This window comes from Streptomyces sp. NPDC030995 (genome assembly GCF_055571215.1).
Genome location: NZ_JBVIFS010000010.1, coordinates 188,283 through 203,738, shown reverse-complemented (window position 1 = coordinate 203,738; position 15,456 = coordinate 188,283). Strand labels below are relative to the sequence as shown.

The window sequence follows — 15,456 nt, the reverse complement described above, 5'->3', positions numbered from 1 at the left end:
GCCGCAGCGGATGCCGGAGTGCCGCATCGGCGCATGTTTGCGCCCGAGCCCTCCCGCCACCCCCAGCACCCGGTCCGCCGCCTCCTCCGCGCCCGTCAGGCACCGCGGCGAAGGCCCTGCGTGGACCGGGGGGCGCTCGCAGCAGTGGGCTGCCCAGTCCTTCGGATCAGCCGGCGAGTTGGTAGAGGTGGAAATCCATGTTGGCCCCGTAGGGAAGGGTGGGCGTGGGAGTGACGGTGCGCAGGTGGGTGGCGCCACGGAACGCGGTGGCCAGGGAGTCGTGGGCGATCTGGTCGTTGGTCTTGATGGCGATGAAGCAGGGCCGGCCGGCGCGGTGGCGGCGGATGTCGTCGAGGATGGCGGGCACCGGCGGCGAGGTGGCTTCGAGGTCGAGCCCGGCGGCGGTGAACGCAGGGCCCCAAGGGGGTTCAACCACGTATGTGTCGTAGGGCCCGCGAGGGGTCAGGGACTCGAGGAGGACGCGGTAGTCGGTCAGCCGCAGGTCGATGGTGGAGCCGAGGGTATCGAGGTTGTGGCGGGTGGCCCGGTGCACGTCCGGGTCGAGCTCGGAGGCGAACACGGGAAGCCCGAGGCGCTGTCCGAGGTGGAAGCCGAAGTTCCCGGAGCCGCAGAACAGGTCCACGACCATGCCGTCCTCGGTTGGCGGGAGGCCGCTGCGCAGTTCGGCAACGGCGTCGGCGACGGCCGCCGAGTACTCGTCAATGGAGCACTCGATGGTGGTGCGGCCAAGGAACCGTAAGTCCTTGGCTTCCATGTCGGGGGCGGTGACGCCGTACAGGGACAGGCCCTCGGGCCGGCCGTAGATGAGAAGGCCCGCCTCGCACAGTTCGGCACCGCTCAGAACTCGGTTGCGGGACGGGCCGAGGAGGTCATCGCGGAAGCGGAAGTAGGCGGCGTGGCCGGTCTCGGTGGTGCTGGACACGGGTGCGGACTCCTGAAAGGGGGCATGGGAAAATCGCACCGTAAAACACGGTGCGTGATTGAATGATTCCGCAGTGTAGTCTCCGGGGCGATGTGTTGTTGACCATGGAAATGGACCGCTCCCGATGACCACTGAAGTGACCCGCACCCCGTCGGCGTACCTGGATTCGGCCGCTCTCGCCGCCCGCCCGTTCGACGAACTCGGCCTGACGTACGAACAGACCTACGTTCACCTGCCCGAGCAGCTGGCCGCGATCGACTGGCTCGCCGCACGCCTGCCCGCCCAGTCCCGCGTCCTGGATATCGGTTCGGGCACGGGACGCCCGACCGCGGACCTCCTCGCCAGCGTCGGTCATCACGTGCTGGGAATCGACGTGTCCGCGACCATGGTGGACCTCGCCCGCGCCCAGGTACCCGCTGCTCGCTTCGAGCAGGTCGACGTACGCACCGTTGCCTACAGCAACGGCAGTTGGAACGCGGTGTGCGCGTTCTTCCCGCTCCTGCAGATGAACCGGGCCGACCTCGACAGCACGCTGAAGCGGATCTCCGACTGGCTGGCCCCCGGCGGCTATTTCATCTTCGCCACCGTCCCGTTCGACGCCGAGAACACCCCGATCGAGTGGATGGGCCACAACGTCACCGCCACCAGCTACCCGGCCGAGGTCTATCTGGAGCGCCTGCGCGCAGCGGGGCTTGAGATCCTCCACGACCAGCTGAGCACCTTCCATCCAGACTTTCCCGGCATGGGCGCCGAGGAGCACCTCTTCATCCACGCCCGCAAGCCCGGCGGATCCGCCATCCCCGCCCACGCGCTGGCCGCTCCCTACCCCCACCCCGTCGACTACCGCGGCCCACACGAGCTCACCCAGGACGGCTGGCTCGGCCTGGAAGCCCGTTTCCAACGCGAGGACATCGCTCCCGTTGTCGACGCCCTGGCCGCCAACCAGCACGTCGTGGACATTGGCGGCGGCAGCGGCGCGGTCGTCGCCGCCATCACCCAGCGCCTCGGGACCTGCACGACCGTGGAGCCGCACGCCGCCCGCATCGAGGGCATGCGCACCCTGCTCGCCAACGGGGTCACCGTCCTGCCCGGCTGCGCCGAACAACTCCCCCTAGCGGACGCCTGCGCAGACGCGGCGGTGGCGACCTGGATGCTCCACTACACCGACGACCCGCGCGCCGCCGTCACCGAGATGGCACGCGTCGTCGACCGCACCCACCCCCAGGCCAAGGTGGTCCTCGTCCAGGGATCACCCGACAACGAACTCATCGGTCTGTGGAACCGCATCTGCGCCCCCCTCGCCGGCGAACGGCCCGACCACCAGGGCTACCTCCTGGCCCTGGCCGCCGAAACCCTCGCCGCGCACGGCTTCCAGGACATCGCCCTGCACCCGGTCGCGGTACGCGTCGCCTTCCCCGAGCCCGGCCCCCAGGCCAAGGCCGAGGCCGCCGCCGACGCGCTCGCCGACTTCTGGCACACCGGCCATGCCCGACGCGACCAGCTCCGCGCCGCCCTTCTCGCACCCCTGGCCGAGCACTTCGCCACCGGCGCCGACAGCCTCACCGACAACGGCGTCATGCTCATCGCCCGCCCCCGCCGCACCCGCTGACCCGGTCGGAGCCGTGCGGCCGGCCCGCTCAATTGATCAGCTATTTATGGCCGGAGTCGAAGTCAGGCGCCTCGGGCAAGTACGAGGGACTTACAGGAAGCGGGGCAACTCCGGGAGGTTGCATGCAGTCCGCACGGCCTTGCGCCGTTTGGTCGGCACCATGAGCGTGCCGACCAAACTGGCCACCCTCGTCAGCCGCGGGGACGTGATCGGCTACGAGCGGCAGTGGCGCGAGGTGCGAGCTCTGAAAGCGGAACCCGACGCACGGAGGTCTTCGCGGTGGGGCGGGTGTACCAGGAGGTTCTGACGGGCGCTCGTTGATCGAGATCCTGCGGCAGTCGGTAACCTCCCGGAGTCTGAAGGAGGGCTTCACCCACGAGGACTTCGCGGCAGCGATGAAGGAGATCGGGCCGCTGGTGGCCGCGCAGCCGAACGTGGCGCTGGTCGACCGGTCCAAGATCGCGGCCGAGGTGGGACGTCCTTCATACGCTGGGCAGGGCGACGGCGCTGTCGGGGAGGGGTGCCGGGCGGGGGTTGGCCGAGCACTGGGGGTCGCTCAAGTACAACCAGGCTCTGGAAGGCGGCGTCGATTCCTTCCTCGGCCTGAGCGACGAGGGCCGGCAGATCGCGGAGCAGTACAAAAACCTGCAGTCCGGTGAGCTCGGCATCGGGTTCGCCCTCACTCTCGCGAAGCACCTGCTGGGCCGACGGTTCCCCGAGCATTCCGTGACGATCGTTCCCGCGGACACGGTGCTGCGCGCGGGGTGGGCCCTCACCAGCAGGGACAAGGGTCACAAGATCAAGTACCGCTATCGTCCGCAGTACTTCGCCGAGGTCTAGCGGCCCGGTGAGCCGCCCCTCGTCATCCCCATCGCATGCAAGGGCAACCACGGCAACGCCGCGACGTCGGCAGGCCAGTTGGCATCCGCCTCAGCCCACGCTGATGCGGTGCACATTGGTGATTGGAACGAGACCCCGAGCCTGCTCTTCAGCACGGAGCTGCCGACGGACGGCACCGTGACGGTCCACACGCTCCAGGCCCCCGGTCATGGCGGCTGGCTGGACGGCCCTTCCGGAGAACCGGAAGCGAATCTGGACTCCGGGCCCGTACAGGAGAACGCCATACCGGGCATCCAGCCGCCTCCCGAGGGCGACCTGATACCCGAGCCCGTACCCGGCTGCCATGTCACACCCAAGTACTACACCTGGTTCCAGGAGACTCTCGGTCACACGGCGGCGGCCGGGCTCATGGCCTTCACCGGCTCTGGCAAAGCCACAGCCCGTCACCTGACCGACCGGCAGGGCTACAAGCGCTTCGACGGCTTCGAGCATGCTGCCAGCACCAGCGTCCAGGACATCAGCCACGAGCTCCTCGGAAACACGTACGCCGGCACGGATCACGTCTTCCGCTTGAACGGCCCCCGGGTCGAGGCGTTCTCCGGCGTGGACGCGAGCCTCTTCAGGCTTCTCTCCGAGGGGAGCGCCGAGGAGTACCGCGCCATCGTGCACGCAACCCGCCACACCCGGCCCCTGCTCGCCTGGGACGAGAAGTGGGGCGGCCCCGTCTCCGTACATGCCGACGGATCCGTACTCGCTATCCGGCTGCTGCCGGGTCAGCGTCAAGCGCGCCGCTGACGCTGACCCGAGAGCGCCAGAATTCACAGCCGCCCGGAAAGGCACCGAGACCCCGGCCAATCCTGAGCCAGAGGCCCCGCCGTGCCTGAGGCGGGCTCGCCCCCCAGCACCGGATCACTCCGCCAGCACGATGGTGTGCGGTGTCGGCGCGAGCTGCGCGCGGTAGCGGCGGATGCCCCAGCTGCGGTGCTCCAGCTCCGCCGCGACCAGTATCTCGGCCGTGTTCATACGGTCGGGCACGAGCTCCACCAGCGCGGCCACCGGGTGATCGCCGACCAGCGGGAAACCCTTGATTCGCCGGAACTCCCACTGCGGGTTCGGCTGGGAAGCTCCGTGGCCCCGGACGATCCACTCCTCCCTCGTCGGTCCGGCTCCTGGCGGCTTCTCCACCCCTACATCCAGCACGCCTGTCGTGACCGTGAAGCTCACGCCCGTCCCGAGGCCGGGGACCGGGCGGGTGCGCTCGCCAGGGTCGATCAGGCGCGCGATCGGATGTACATCACGTTCCGGTGTGGACAGTGCGACGCCCAGGGAGGCGTGGCGGAATACGCCGCTGCTCTCCGGTGTCTCGGGGCGAAACGAGCACACCATCAGCAGTTGCCGGAACTGCCGGTCGGGTGTGGCCCTGAGGTAGGACGGCCAGCCCGCCGGGGCGCCCACGTGGTCGGCAGGCAGTAGGTCCCAGCCGAAAGTGAGCCTGCCGCGCAACGGTGCGTCATCCGCCGGGCTGCCGAGCGTACGCTCCGGCACGAGTTCGACGTCGTGCAGCCGAATCTCGGTCATGCGGCGGCTCCCTTGTTCCGACCGTGCAAATAGGTGAACGCTCCCCAGTCACGGTAGTGGGGATACGTGGCACGCGTGGCGAGTTGGGCACCGCGGAAGGCCTGCTCCGGGTCCGCGCCGTGCGCGACTCCGTGGTGCAGGTGGTGGTAGAAGTACGTGGCCGGCTCCGGGCGCACGGGCCACAGGCACCCGACGACGGCCTGCGCTCCGGCGGTGATCAGTGCCGATGGGATGCCACGAATGTTGTCTCCACGGTCGAATCGGCCGAGCGCCGACTCACAAGCGGCGAGTGTGACAAGACGGACGCCGCGCAGGTCGACATCCAGGAAGTCGTACGCGAATACGCGGCCGTCGTCGTCGCCGTCCGGCGTGAGGTAGAGGCAGTGCATCCACGGCGCGTCCTCGTCTAGTGTTCCGTGTACGGCAATGTGGACGACGTCCGCCGTGGACATCTCTGCGCGCAGCCTGTCGCGAGTGGCCGCACGACCGGTGAGGGCTTCAGCGCCTACCGCCTCGGCAACCTTCCGTGCGTGCTCCTCCAACGCCGGTTCGGCATGCAGACCGAATGGAACACCCCCGGCAGCGGAGGCCAGTACAACGGTGCGGCCCTCACGCGCAGGTACTTCGACGGGTGCCATGGCTTCGAGGCCGGCGATCGTGGTGACCGTCCAGTCGTCGGCGATCAGACGGCCGCCCCTGCGGCACAGCGGTAGGGGCAGGTAGTGCAGAGCGCCGTGCGGCCAGGCCAGGATTCGGTCCTTGCCCTGGGCGCGCCACTTGTCCCACAGTTCGCTGCCGCCGAGCGGCAGGCCGGCCGACTCCAGCAGCCGATTGCCCTCCGGTGTCACGTCGCCGAACAGCGGGTCGCGTTCGATTTCCGTCCGGATCGCCTCGACCCGGTCCGCATCCGGGTGCCGGTCGCCGTTCTCGTCCGAGCCCTCGCCGAGGTGCACCACGAGCTCCCGGCCCTGCCTGGTGACCGCGAGCAGCACGGCCGCGCCACTCACCGCCGCGGGCAGGAACCACGTCAACAGCACCGTTCGATCGTCCAGCAGATCATGCACCTTGGCCCAGATACGCTGGTCGTCGATGAGCGGTGCCGAACGCCGACGCAGCTCGTCGTCGATGAACGACGAGATGCGCCACCGCAGATTCCGGGCGATCTGCGTGTTGTCGTGGCCGCTAGGACGATGGTCGGCGTCCACCACGTTCAGCAGGTTCGGCAAGGCGCCGCCGGCTGCGGCGGGCTCCTCCCAATCGCGCAACTTGCCAAGGAAGTGCTGGATGTGCGCGGGCAGCACGAGCGGGCCTTCGATGCGCCACCACGCGCCCAGCTCCGAACCCTTACCCGCTTGATGCAGGCCGAGTATCAGCCCCATCGGCAGCGTCTCGCTTTCCGCGGTGAGCTGCCAGACCGCCGAGTGCACGAGGTCACGCAGTATCGCGCCGAGTTCGGGCGTGCCGCTCGTATCGAAGTTCGGCGCATCCACGATGATCGCGTACAGCGCATTCCTGAGTTCGTCACCGCGGAGGTTGCCCAGCTGCTGCACAAGCGGCACCAGGCTCGCCTGCGCCAATTCCTCTAAGCCGAGCGAGGCGTAGGCGAGCGCCGCGTACGTGTAGTAGCCCCATGGGAACGGGACAGGACTGGAGACCGGCTCGCCTGCCTCCGCCGCCTGGTAGTACAGATCCGCCGTGAGCAGCCGGACCTCCTCGTTCCGTCCGTCGCCCGCCTGCCGCAGGAGAGTGAGCCCCAACGCCGGCTGCCGTCGGTCGCGGGCGTGTGCAGCCGCATGCAGCAGAGCCACAGATCGCTGCGCTGGTGTCCAGGACTCCGGGAACGACACCGAGAGCGCCTGGTTGGGATCCGAGCACTCGCTCGGGTCGTCGGGCAATACGTGGAGCCGGGCCTCGATCAGCTGCCTGCGATGGGCAGAGGCCCACCGGATGTCGAGCTGCCCCGCCCAATCCAACACGGTGCGCAGCAACCGCCGGTCGGCGCGTTCGCGGGCCAGGTTGACGCCCTGGCTGATCACCTTCGCGGTCACCGTACTGCCGTGGGCGGCGACGAAATCGGCCAGTGGCGTCCCGAACACCCCTGCAAGCAGCCCGTTGGTCGTCTCCGTTGACACCCCGTCCACCGTCCTGAGGAGGAACAGCACGAGGTCCGGCTCGTCGGCAGCAGACGAGTCACTCCATGCCGACAGCGCAGCCCTGGCAGCGTCACGGTGAACTCCCTCCTCGTCCGCGAGAATCTGCGCCAGTACCGCCAGCAGCCGGAACCTCTTCAACCCACCGTCCAGCTCCAGCGCCCGCACCACCAGGTGTCCCGCTTCCACCACCAGCCGGTGAGACTCCGTCTGGAAGGGCTCCTCTTCGGTGAACCACGTGCGGTACAGGTCCGAGGCCAACCGAGCGGACCATGTGGTCAGCAGCGGCTCGCGAGCGTAGCCGTCGGCGGCCAAGTCCTCCGGTCCCCGTGTAGCCATCCGCAACCGTGCGGCAGCCAGCAGCGCGGCTTCCAGATCGGCGGAGTCGCTCAGTCTGTCGATCAGCCGAGCCGCCAAGGCTTCGGACTCCTCGAACACCGCGCGGTCGCACCGGTCCGCCACCAGGTGGACGCCCGCCTCGACCGTTTGGGAAGCCGCGACCCGCCAGGCAGCCTCCATCGCGCAGGCATCGGCGACCTCGGCGACCAGTCGCCAGTAGACGTACATGAACTCCACCAGGCCGCGGTGATCGAGGAACTCGTCCCGGAACAGCAGATCCACCATCGCCGCGGCGGGCATCGCACCGTGCTCCGCCAGGGCCTGCCGCATCTCCTCTACTTCGCGCGCCCGTCGCTTCGCCTCGTCCAGCGACATGATCCGATCGCACACGTACTGCGCCAGTTCCATGAGCACGCCGACGGGGTCGATGACGAAGGTGACTGTCGGCTTGCCGTCCGTCTCGTAAGCAGGCTCACCGAAGCGCACAGAGCCGGCGCACACCTTCCCCTGCCGCGTTTCGAAGACCAGCGCGCCGAGTGGATCGTCTGTGGCAGGCAGCACGTGGGACACGACCAGCATGACCGAGCCCAACAGCTCCGCCGCCTCCCGCCATCCTGGCGGCCTTTCCAGGTCGAGGTCGTGCACGAAGTGCGCACCGTCAGGGCCGAGGACGGACAGCACACCTTCTTCGTCCTGCGTGACACACCACCGGGGGGCGAGAGGGTGACTGAACGGCAATTCGTCCAGCGAGAGGAGCGCTGGGAGGCCCCGCGCGTACGCGCGGGTGAACAGGCTGCCTCCCGCCCCGCCACCAGTGGTGAACGGGCTGATGCTGGCCAGACCGACCGCCAGGCCGGCATGCCGGACACCCTCCACATCGGCGATGAACGCCCACCCCGTGACCTCCCGTGACAGTCGCACGCCATCCCCCTTCGCGCCGCCGGTCATCGACAGGTTCAACGGTGGCACAGACAACGGCCGGACCAGCCCGCTTCCCGGGCACGCGAAGGTGATCTCAAGGGCGACAACGTGCGCGCCACGCTGTGCGCTCGTCCTTGCGCGGCCACGACCGTTCCGATTCATTCATGGACCCTTCGCCCACGAAAGCCAAAGCCACCGCAACTCCGACTCAGTTCCACTGCGTTGCGTAACCCGTCCCGACACCTGGATCAGACTCCTGGCCAGCCCTGATCTGCCCTCATCGGCAGACGCGGCTGGGGAGAATCTGGGGAGAACGAAGCCCCGTTGGGGAGCGGCTGGGGAGAATCAGCCGCATCAATAGGCAGCACGACGAAAGGGCCGGAAAGACGGGTCGCCGCAGGCCAGAGTGCCTCTCCAGGCGGTTTCCGCAGGTCAGCGCCCCGAGGGTGGCGACTTCAAGAAGATTTCCTCATGGGCTGCCATTTTGTTTGCTCCCACACTCGTCGGAACTATCTACGGCATGAACTTTGAGTCCATGCCTGAGTTGGGTTGGAGCTTCGGATACCCCCTAGCGATCTGCCTCATGGGGATGGTTTGCGTCAGTTTGTACGTGATTTTCAAGCGACGGGACTGGCTCTAAGCCCCTCGCATCACGCTCAGTCATCCTTCGCACTTCGCTTTCGCATCACTCGTAGATCGGCCCAGAAGCGGCCGTGGGGGGTCTCTGGGGGGAATAGATGCGGGTGATCTCCTCGCCCTGCCCCGGCAAGCCTGTGACCAGCCCTTTTTGCGCGTCGGCGCGCCCTGGGGGAATCTGGGGAGAAACGAAGGGCAGTCAGCGCCTTGCGCCCGCCGCAACGAGCCCGCCCGGCCACCTGTTCAGCGCTCCCTGCAGAGCCCGCCGACCCTGCGGCGCATCACAGACAGTGACCTCCATGCACTTTGCCGTCCCCGACAGGCCCCAGGGTCAGAGCGCCCTGACCTGTCGCATGTGTCGTCCGTGCGAGCGACGCCAGTCGCGAGGCTTCAGCAACTCGCCAAATGCCGCACCGTGCCCACGGAGTCAGCACCAGAGCAGACGCCCTCGGCCCGCAACCTGCTGTGAGCTCGCCAAGGCTTCAAGCCTGCGTCTGCGGTGACCACGCAGCAGGCCACGGACGGCCCAGCCTGGGTGACACCCCCGCCTCCGCACGCGACCACTTCCATGAGGAACCCTACGGGTGCTGCGTGCTCGAGCCTGACGCTGCTTTCCCGCTCTGAACCGACCTGGACAGGGGTCGTGTGCGGACTCCTCCCGACGCCAGTAGGGCCGGACACGCGGCCACTACGGAAAGCGCGTCGAGAGCTGCGAAGAGGTGGGGGTAGCCGCCCAGCGGCCCCGCAAGAGCGGCTCCGGCCCATGAGGCGAGGGCTGCGGCGATTCGGGCGGGGGCGCCGAGAAGGGCGGAGAGGCGGTCGTAGTGGGTGGTGCCCCAGCGGTCGGTGACTGCGGTGGCCTGGAGGAGGGTGAGGTTGCCGCGGACGACGCCGGCGAGGACGGCGAGGCAGACCAGCAGTGGCATGGGGCCTGGGATGAGAGCAAGGGCTGCGGTGGTTGCGCCGCCGAGGGAGATCAGGGTGACCGTGCGGGTGGTGACAGAGGTGCGGCCGGCGAGGGTTGCGTAGAGCGTGCGGCCCAGGGTCTGTCCCGCTCCGCCGAGTCCGAGGGCCCAGGCGGCGGTTGTGGCGTCGACGCCGCGTTCAGTGAGGAGCGGGATCAGGCCCATGACGACGGCGTACATGGCGAAGCCGGAGAGGGTGAAGGAGGCTGCCAGCAGGAGGAAGGAGCGGCTACGGGCGATCGGGGTGCGGTCGTTGGTCGTGGGGCGGGTGGGGCCGTCGGCCAGGGGGCCCGTAGGGCGAGCGCGGGCGGGAATGGTGATGGCGGCGAGGATCACGGTCAGTACGGCGTACGTCTGGCGCCAGGTGAGGTGTTCGTCGAGGGCGGCGGTGAGTGGGGCGAAGATCCGATCCCTCGCCCACCTTGGGTCGGGGCCAGATAGATGCTGGTCTCGACCGAGGTTTCGAATGCTTGCTTCGGGCGATAGCCGCTACTGCTGGCGTATCCGATAACCAGGCCGTCGGATTCCGCGACCAGCAGGCGGTGCCGCCCGGTTTCGGGATGCGCGTGAAGTCATTCGAGACGCTGGTCCGGGGTGAGGGGTTCCACGTCGAAGGTGACTGGCGTCTCTTTGACATAGTGGTTGTAGAGGTTTACCAGGGCAGGCAGGTCTTCCAAGATTCCGGGCCTGATGCGCACCGGCCCTACTCCGAGGAGGGGCGGATCGTCCTCGGCGTCGCCGGTCCGAGCTGTGAGACCGGGCCGGGGTGCCTGCCGGGCAGCACGAAACCCCGAGACCATGACGGGACTCGGGGTTTGTGTGCACTGCGCTGACTCACGTTCAACGACCGTTACCCCGCAGACGTCACTTGCGAAGCGGCACAGCCGCACTCGTCTGACCGGGCCGATGGTGGCCGACCGCACGGTCACGGTCAGTGCGGGGACCGCGGGTGAGCCGTCGGGGCACAGGTGGCAGCCCGCTGCGGCCGCCGCCGGGTGCGGCCGGTCGCCGGGGTCGGACGGGAGCGGGGGAGGAGTTGTCACCCGGGCCCAACGAGCGGCACCACCGGTGGCGTCACGCGGTGGTGGACGGGAACAAGCTGTCCAGCGCCAGGACGGGCACCTACTGATGGACGCTCCGAGGTGGCGCTCCTGGCCGCGGCCCCGGCGGCAAGGACCAGCCCGGGCGTGTCACGGGGCCACCGGGTCCGGTGAGACGGTGCGACCGCGTCTCGGCAAAAAATGTTTGAAACGGCAACCTTTCCGCTCCGGCCGGCCACTTAGGGGTGTACCGACGAGGGCAAGCCGTGATCAGCGGCCCTACACCCTCTGTGTCAACACCCGATCGGAGCCCCACGTGTCATCAGACGACCCGAGATCCGCCGAGCAGCCGATGCCCTCGGATCGCACGCCCCGCCGTAGCCGGATGCGCCGGCATTTTGTCGCGGGGGCGGTGGCGGTGCTCGCCGCCTCGGTCGGCCTCGGCGCCCTGGCGCCCAGCGCGGGCGCCGCGCCGACCGTAGACATCAGTGTGAATGCCGGTGCCTCCTTGGGCACGGTGCCCAGCAGTGGTGTCGGCCTCAATCTGGGCTTCGGCGACGAGCACATGGGGGACGCCAATGTGACCTCGCTGATGAAGGCCGCGGGAGTTCGGCAGCTGCGCTATCCCGGCGGTTCCGGCGCGGACGAATACCACTGGAAGACCCACACCTCCGGCGACGGCAAGGGCTGGATCCCCTCCAACACCAACTTCGACCGCTTCATGGACATCGCGAAGAAGGTCGGCGCCCAGCCGATCCTGACCGCGAACTACGGTTCCGGCACCGCCCAGGAGGCCGCCGACTGGGTCAAGTACTCCAACGTCGACAAGGGTTACGGCGTTAAGTACTGGGAGATCGGCAACGAGGTCTACGGCAACGGGCACTACGGCAACGGCAAGGGCTGGGAAAGGGACGATCACGCCGACAAGAGCCCGAGGGAGTACGGGAAGAACCTGGTCGCCTACTCGAAGGCGATGAAGGCCGTGGACCCGACGGTGAAGATCGGAGCGGTGCTCACCACCCCCGGCGGCTGGCCGGACAAGGAGAAGGCTCCCGGTGACCCCGCCGACTGGAACAACACGGTGCTCTCCATCGCGGGAAGCTCGATCGACTTCGTCATCGTCCACTGGTATCCGGGCGGCACCACCACGGCCGACCTGCTGAACACCCCCTCCAAGATCGCCGCTACCACGTCCGAGCTGCGCTCGCTGATCGCCAAGTACACGGGCTCGCGCGCCGCTTCGGTGGAGATCGCGGTCACCGAGACCGACGGCGTCGGCTCGCCCGCCTTGACCAGCCAGGCCGCGGCCCTGTTCGCGCCGGACACCTACATGACCTGGTTCGAGCAGGGTGCCACCCACGTGGACTGGTGGAACCTGCACAACGGCACGGACCAAGCACCCACCACCGTCCACGGCCAGACCGACTACCAGGACGGGGGCATTCTCTCCGCTGGAACCTGCGCCGGGGGGAAGTGCCAACCGCCGCGCGACACAACCTTCCCCACCTACTGGGGCATCCGCTCGCTGACCGCACTGGCGCAGCCTGGCGACACCATAGTCAAGTCGTCCTCGGGCAACTCGTCGGTCACTGTGCACGCGGTGCGGAGCAGCAACGGCGGTCTGAACGTCATGCTGACCAACAAGAGCCCGCAGAACGCGGCGGAGGTGTCGCTCTCGTACGCCGGATTCACCCCGGCCGCCGGGGCGGTCACGGCCGTTTCGTACGGCAAGGGAGACACCGCCCTGACGACGGCGGAGCGGGGCACGGCGGTCGCACAGACGCTGCCGCCGTACTCGATCACGACTCTTCAGCTGAAGCCCGCGGCGGGGACTGCTAGCGCTGACAAGCCGACGCCCGTCCCCACGCCGACCGTCCCCACGCCGGTTGTCTCCGGCACGACCGGCACCCGTGCGCAGGCGGGGATCGGCGCACCCGTCGGCCAGCCGACCCCGAGCAGCACGTCCGGCGGCCTGGCTTCCACCGGGGCGGGCAACGCTGTCACGTACAGCGCCATCGGTGGCCTGCTGGTCATCGCTGCCGGCAGCGTGCTGGTGCTTCGCGGACGTCGCCGCAAGGCTTTGCACGGGAAGTGAGACCGCGTGAGTGACTGACTGACGGCCCGGCAGCAACGCCACCCACCCGTGGCGCGCGCCGGGCCGTCGGCCTCCGCGCCGGGCGTCGGCGGTCAGGTAACAAACAAGGCCGGGGTCGTTGACCTGGACCTGGCCTACCTCGGCACCGGTCCCGGCCCGTGGGGTGGCCCGCAGGCGGCTGCGTTCCGGGCCACCGTGGAACTGCCGCGTGAGGACTTCGCGATCTTCGGGGACCTGGCGGTGTTGCCCGCCTGGCGGGGTCAGGGCATCGAACGGCGACTCCACGACGCCGTTCTGACCTTCCGGGACGAGACCGGGTCGGTGCTGTTCGCAGACTCCACCGATGCCACCATGCGGGGCATCCACCGGAACTGGCGCTACGTCTGGCGCACCGCAGGAGGCAGCGCCGATCGCTGCGCCCCGCCCCGCTGCTGATCTCCGGCCTTTTGCAGACCGGTAGCGCCGCCCCGGACACGTCCGTGGGCGCCACCTGCACCACCGGCGCCGACGGTGTCTGCACCGCGACCGTCCCGCTGGGGAGCTACTACTGGCAGGAGACCAAAGCACCCGCACCGCTGGGAGCACTCCCATTCGTAGGCACATGAAGCGAGCCCCGCGCGGTGCGCGTCAAGACACGCGCCCGCGTTCACCTTCCGTAACCGGACTTCCCTGCCCCACCGCGTACGGTCGACGGGCCCGTCCGGGTCGATCTCCCCACGGACACGGCCTGGTCCCCTCGGGTTCACCCCGAGGGGACCAGGCCGGCGTTTCCCAACGGCCGTGAAGCCAAAGGCCCGAGCCGACCCCCGTCAGTAGCCGACGTGGAAGGTGGCGTCGGCCTTCTCCGTGGTGGTGGCGATCGGGTCGATGCGCAGGACGTAGCCGGTGTGCCGGATGTAATGCGTCGGGAAGTTGTGCGAACGGAAGGACGACCAGGAGGAGTCGGCCAGGCCGGCGGTCCTGTGGAACGTGGCGTCCGCGGCGAAGGTCGCGGTGCCGTCGTTCTCTTCCAGCCGCAGGTCGTAGTTGGAGTGCCGCAGGTAGCGGGTCGGGAAGTTGACCGACTGGAAGGACACGCCCGCGCTGTCGGCCAGGCCGCGTACGAGCTTCCACTGCGCGTCGGTGTACGGGTCGAACGGGTAGACATCGATCCGGCCGACGGAGTTGGCATGACGGACGTAACGGTCGGGGTAGTTGTAGGACTTCAGCCGGTTCCAGGCGGGGCTGCCCCACTTCGCCACGAGGTTGTCGTACTCGGTCGTGGTGATCGTCGCAATGGTGCAGTGCTTGGAGTTAAGGGGCTGGGTGTAGTCGCGCTGGTCCAGCGCGGTCCAGGTGCCGGCGGCGAGGTCGTTGCTCTGCCAGGCGTAGAAGACGCCGTTCGGCGTGTAGGTGTCGCCCCACAGGTACCAGGATCCGGAGGTCAGGGACTTCACCAGGGTCGGCGCCTCGGTGCCGCCGTGGGCGGCCGCCGTGCTGAAGGGCGTGAAGCTGCCCGCCTGCAGGGTGGTCGACCGCGCGCCCACGAGGGCCTGGTCCCTCCCCCTGTAGTAGAGGTAGTTGACGCCGTTCACGCCCACGGCGAGGTTGCCGTCGATGATGTCGTAGCCGGGGTCGAAGAAGACCTGCGGGGACGTCACCGTCTGGAAGTTGGTGGTGTAGTTCACCATGATCACGCCGTGGCCGCTGGCATTGACGGACGAGTAGATGATCCCGTACTCGCCGCGGCCGGCGTCCCAGAACGCCTCGGGTGCCCAGCTGTGGGTGACCATGTCGTGCAGCTTCAGCCGGCGGTAGCCGGTGAGGGTGCGCAGGTCCGCGGAGTCCCAGACGTGGATGTACTGGCTGTTGTAGCCCCAGTCGGTGCCCTTGAGGTCGGTGGCGAGTACGACGAAGGTGCCGTCCTGCTTGCGCATGATGAACGGATCACGCAGGCCGCCCGCACCCGCGGTCGGGGTCACCACGGGGTTGTTCTGGTTGAGCGGCATCCAGCGCAGGCCGTCGGTGCTGACCGCCAGGTGCAGGCCGTAGTCGGCCTCCAGCATGGTCGCGGACTCGGTGAAGTAGCCCATGACGTAGGCCGCGTCCGCGGCGTAGGCGGGCCGCGCGCCCAGGGCCAGCGTTCCGGACAGGGCCAGCGGGACGGTGGCGGCCATACCGAGGAACAGGCGTCGCGACGGGTGGGGGCCGGAGCCGGTTGTTGCGGTCATTTGCGCTCCAGGGTGCGTGGAGGGCGGGCGGCCGTTCTCGGTAGTCACGGCATGCACCGTCGCAGTGCTGGGCGGGGCGCCCGGACCACGGGATGCACGGGTCCCGCGGGTGGTCGCGGACGTTGCGTCC

The 15,456-nt window shown here is 68.7% G+C and carries 9 protein-coding genes and 2 pseudogenes; 6 read left to right on the top strand and 5 right to left on the bottom strand.

Annotated features, from left to right (window positions below; genetic code table 11):
* Positions 1–166 precede the first annotated feature (166 nt).
* Positions 167–943, bottom strand: a complete 777-nt coding sequence (locus tag ACZ45T_RS17955) for a hypothetical protein (RefSeq protein WP_468442258.1) — start codon at positions 941–943, stop codon at positions 167–169.
* A gap of 124 nt (positions 944–1,067) precedes the next feature.
* Here ACZ45T_RS17955 and ACZ45T_RS17950 point away from each other — a divergent pair, with 124 nt between their 5' ends.
* The 3 genes from ACZ45T_RS17950 (at position 1,068) to ACZ45T_RS17940 (ending at position 4,187) form a co-directional block, all read left to right on the top strand.
* Complete coding sequence (locus ACZ45T_RS17950; protein WP_468442256.1) at positions 1,068–2,552, top strand: methyltransferase domain-containing protein; 1,485 nt, start codon at positions 1,068–1,070, stop codon at positions 2,550–2,552.
* A 534-nt stretch (positions 2,553–3,086) separates the two neighbouring features.
* On the top strand, positions 3,087–3,392 hold the full coding sequence (locus ACZ45T_RS17945; RefSeq protein ID WP_468442254.1) for a hypothetical protein: 306 nt from the start codon (positions 3,087–3,089) through the stop codon (positions 3,390–3,392).
* Between the two features lie 108 nt (positions 3,393–3,500).
* A complete protein-coding gene (locus ACZ45T_RS17940; protein WP_468442252.1) occupies positions 3,501–4,187 on the top strand; it encodes a hypothetical protein in 687 nt (228 codons plus the stop codon).
* 114 nt (positions 4,188–4,301) lie between these two features.
* On the opposite strand, the gene ACZ45T_RS17935 is transcribed toward ACZ45T_RS17940, so the two are convergent.
* Entirely contained in the window at positions 4,302–4,970 is a 669-nt protein-coding gene (locus ACZ45T_RS17935; protein WP_468442250.1) for a hypothetical protein, read from the bottom strand.
* Positions 4,967–8,419, bottom strand: a complete 3,453-nt coding sequence (locus ACZ45T_RS17930) for a CHAT domain-containing protein (protein ID WP_468442248.1) — start codon at positions 8,417–8,419, stop codon at positions 4,967–4,969. Before ACZ45T_RS17930 ends, ACZ45T_RS17935 begins: the two co-directional genes overlap by 4 nt.
* 415 nt (positions 8,420–8,834) lie before the next feature.
* Here ACZ45T_RS17930 and ACZ45T_RS17925 point away from each other — a divergent pair.
* Positions 8,835–9,020, top strand: a pseudogene (locus ACZ45T_RS17925) (CorA family divalent cation transporter); the annotation flags it as partial.
* A gap of 574 nt (positions 9,021–9,594) precedes the next feature.
* Here ACZ45T_RS17925 and ACZ45T_RS17920 read toward each other — a convergent pair.
* A complete protein-coding gene (locus ACZ45T_RS17920; RefSeq protein WP_468442370.1) occupies positions 9,595–10,323 on the bottom strand; it encodes an MFS transporter in 729 nt (242 codons plus the stop codon).
* Between the two features lie 1,083 nt (positions 10,324–11,406).
* Between ACZ45T_RS17920 and ACZ45T_RS17915 the strand changes: the two genes are divergently transcribed.
* Both ACZ45T_RS17915 and ACZ45T_RS17910 read left to right on the top strand, forming a co-directional pair.
* Positions 11,407–13,116 carry an LPXTG cell wall anchor domain-containing protein gene (locus ACZ45T_RS17915; protein WP_468442246.1) on the top strand — a complete coding sequence of 570 codons (1,710 nt, stop codon included), beginning with the start codon at positions 11,407–11,409 and terminating at the stop codon, positions 13,114–13,116.
* Between the two features lie 117 nt (positions 13,117–13,233).
* Positions 13,234–13,341: pseudogene (locus tag ACZ45T_RS17910) on the top strand (YceI family protein); the annotation flags it as partial.
* 584 nt (positions 13,342–13,925) lie between these two features.
* Here the strand turns inward: ACZ45T_RS17910 and ACZ45T_RS17905 are convergent.
* The gene (locus ACZ45T_RS17905) at positions 13,926–15,326 is read right to left on the bottom strand and encodes a glycoside hydrolase family 43 protein (RefSeq protein ID WP_468442244.1); all 1,401 of its coding nucleotides are present in this window, start codon (positions 15,324–15,326) and stop codon (positions 13,926–13,928) included.
* Between the last annotated feature and the right edge of the window lie 130 nt (positions 15,327–15,456).

Bases quoted from the DNA above. Each gene is read 5' to 3' on its own strand.
- ACZ45T_RS17935 (WP_468442250.1), bottom strand. From the start codon at position 4,970: ATGACCGAGATTCGGCTGCACGACGTCGAACTCGTGCCGGAGCGTACG.
- ACZ45T_RS17905 (WP_468442244.1), bottom strand. From the start codon at position 15,326: ATGACCGCAACAACCGGCTCCGGCCCCCACCCGTCGCGACGCCTGTTC.
- ACZ45T_RS17915 (WP_468442246.1), top strand. From the start codon at position 11,407: ATGCGCCGGCATTTTGTCGCGGGGGCGGTGGCGGTGCTCGCCGCCTCG.
- ACZ45T_RS17950 (WP_468442256.1), top strand. From the start codon at position 1,068: ATGACCACTGAAGTGACCCGCACCCCGTCGGCGTACCTGGATTCGGCC.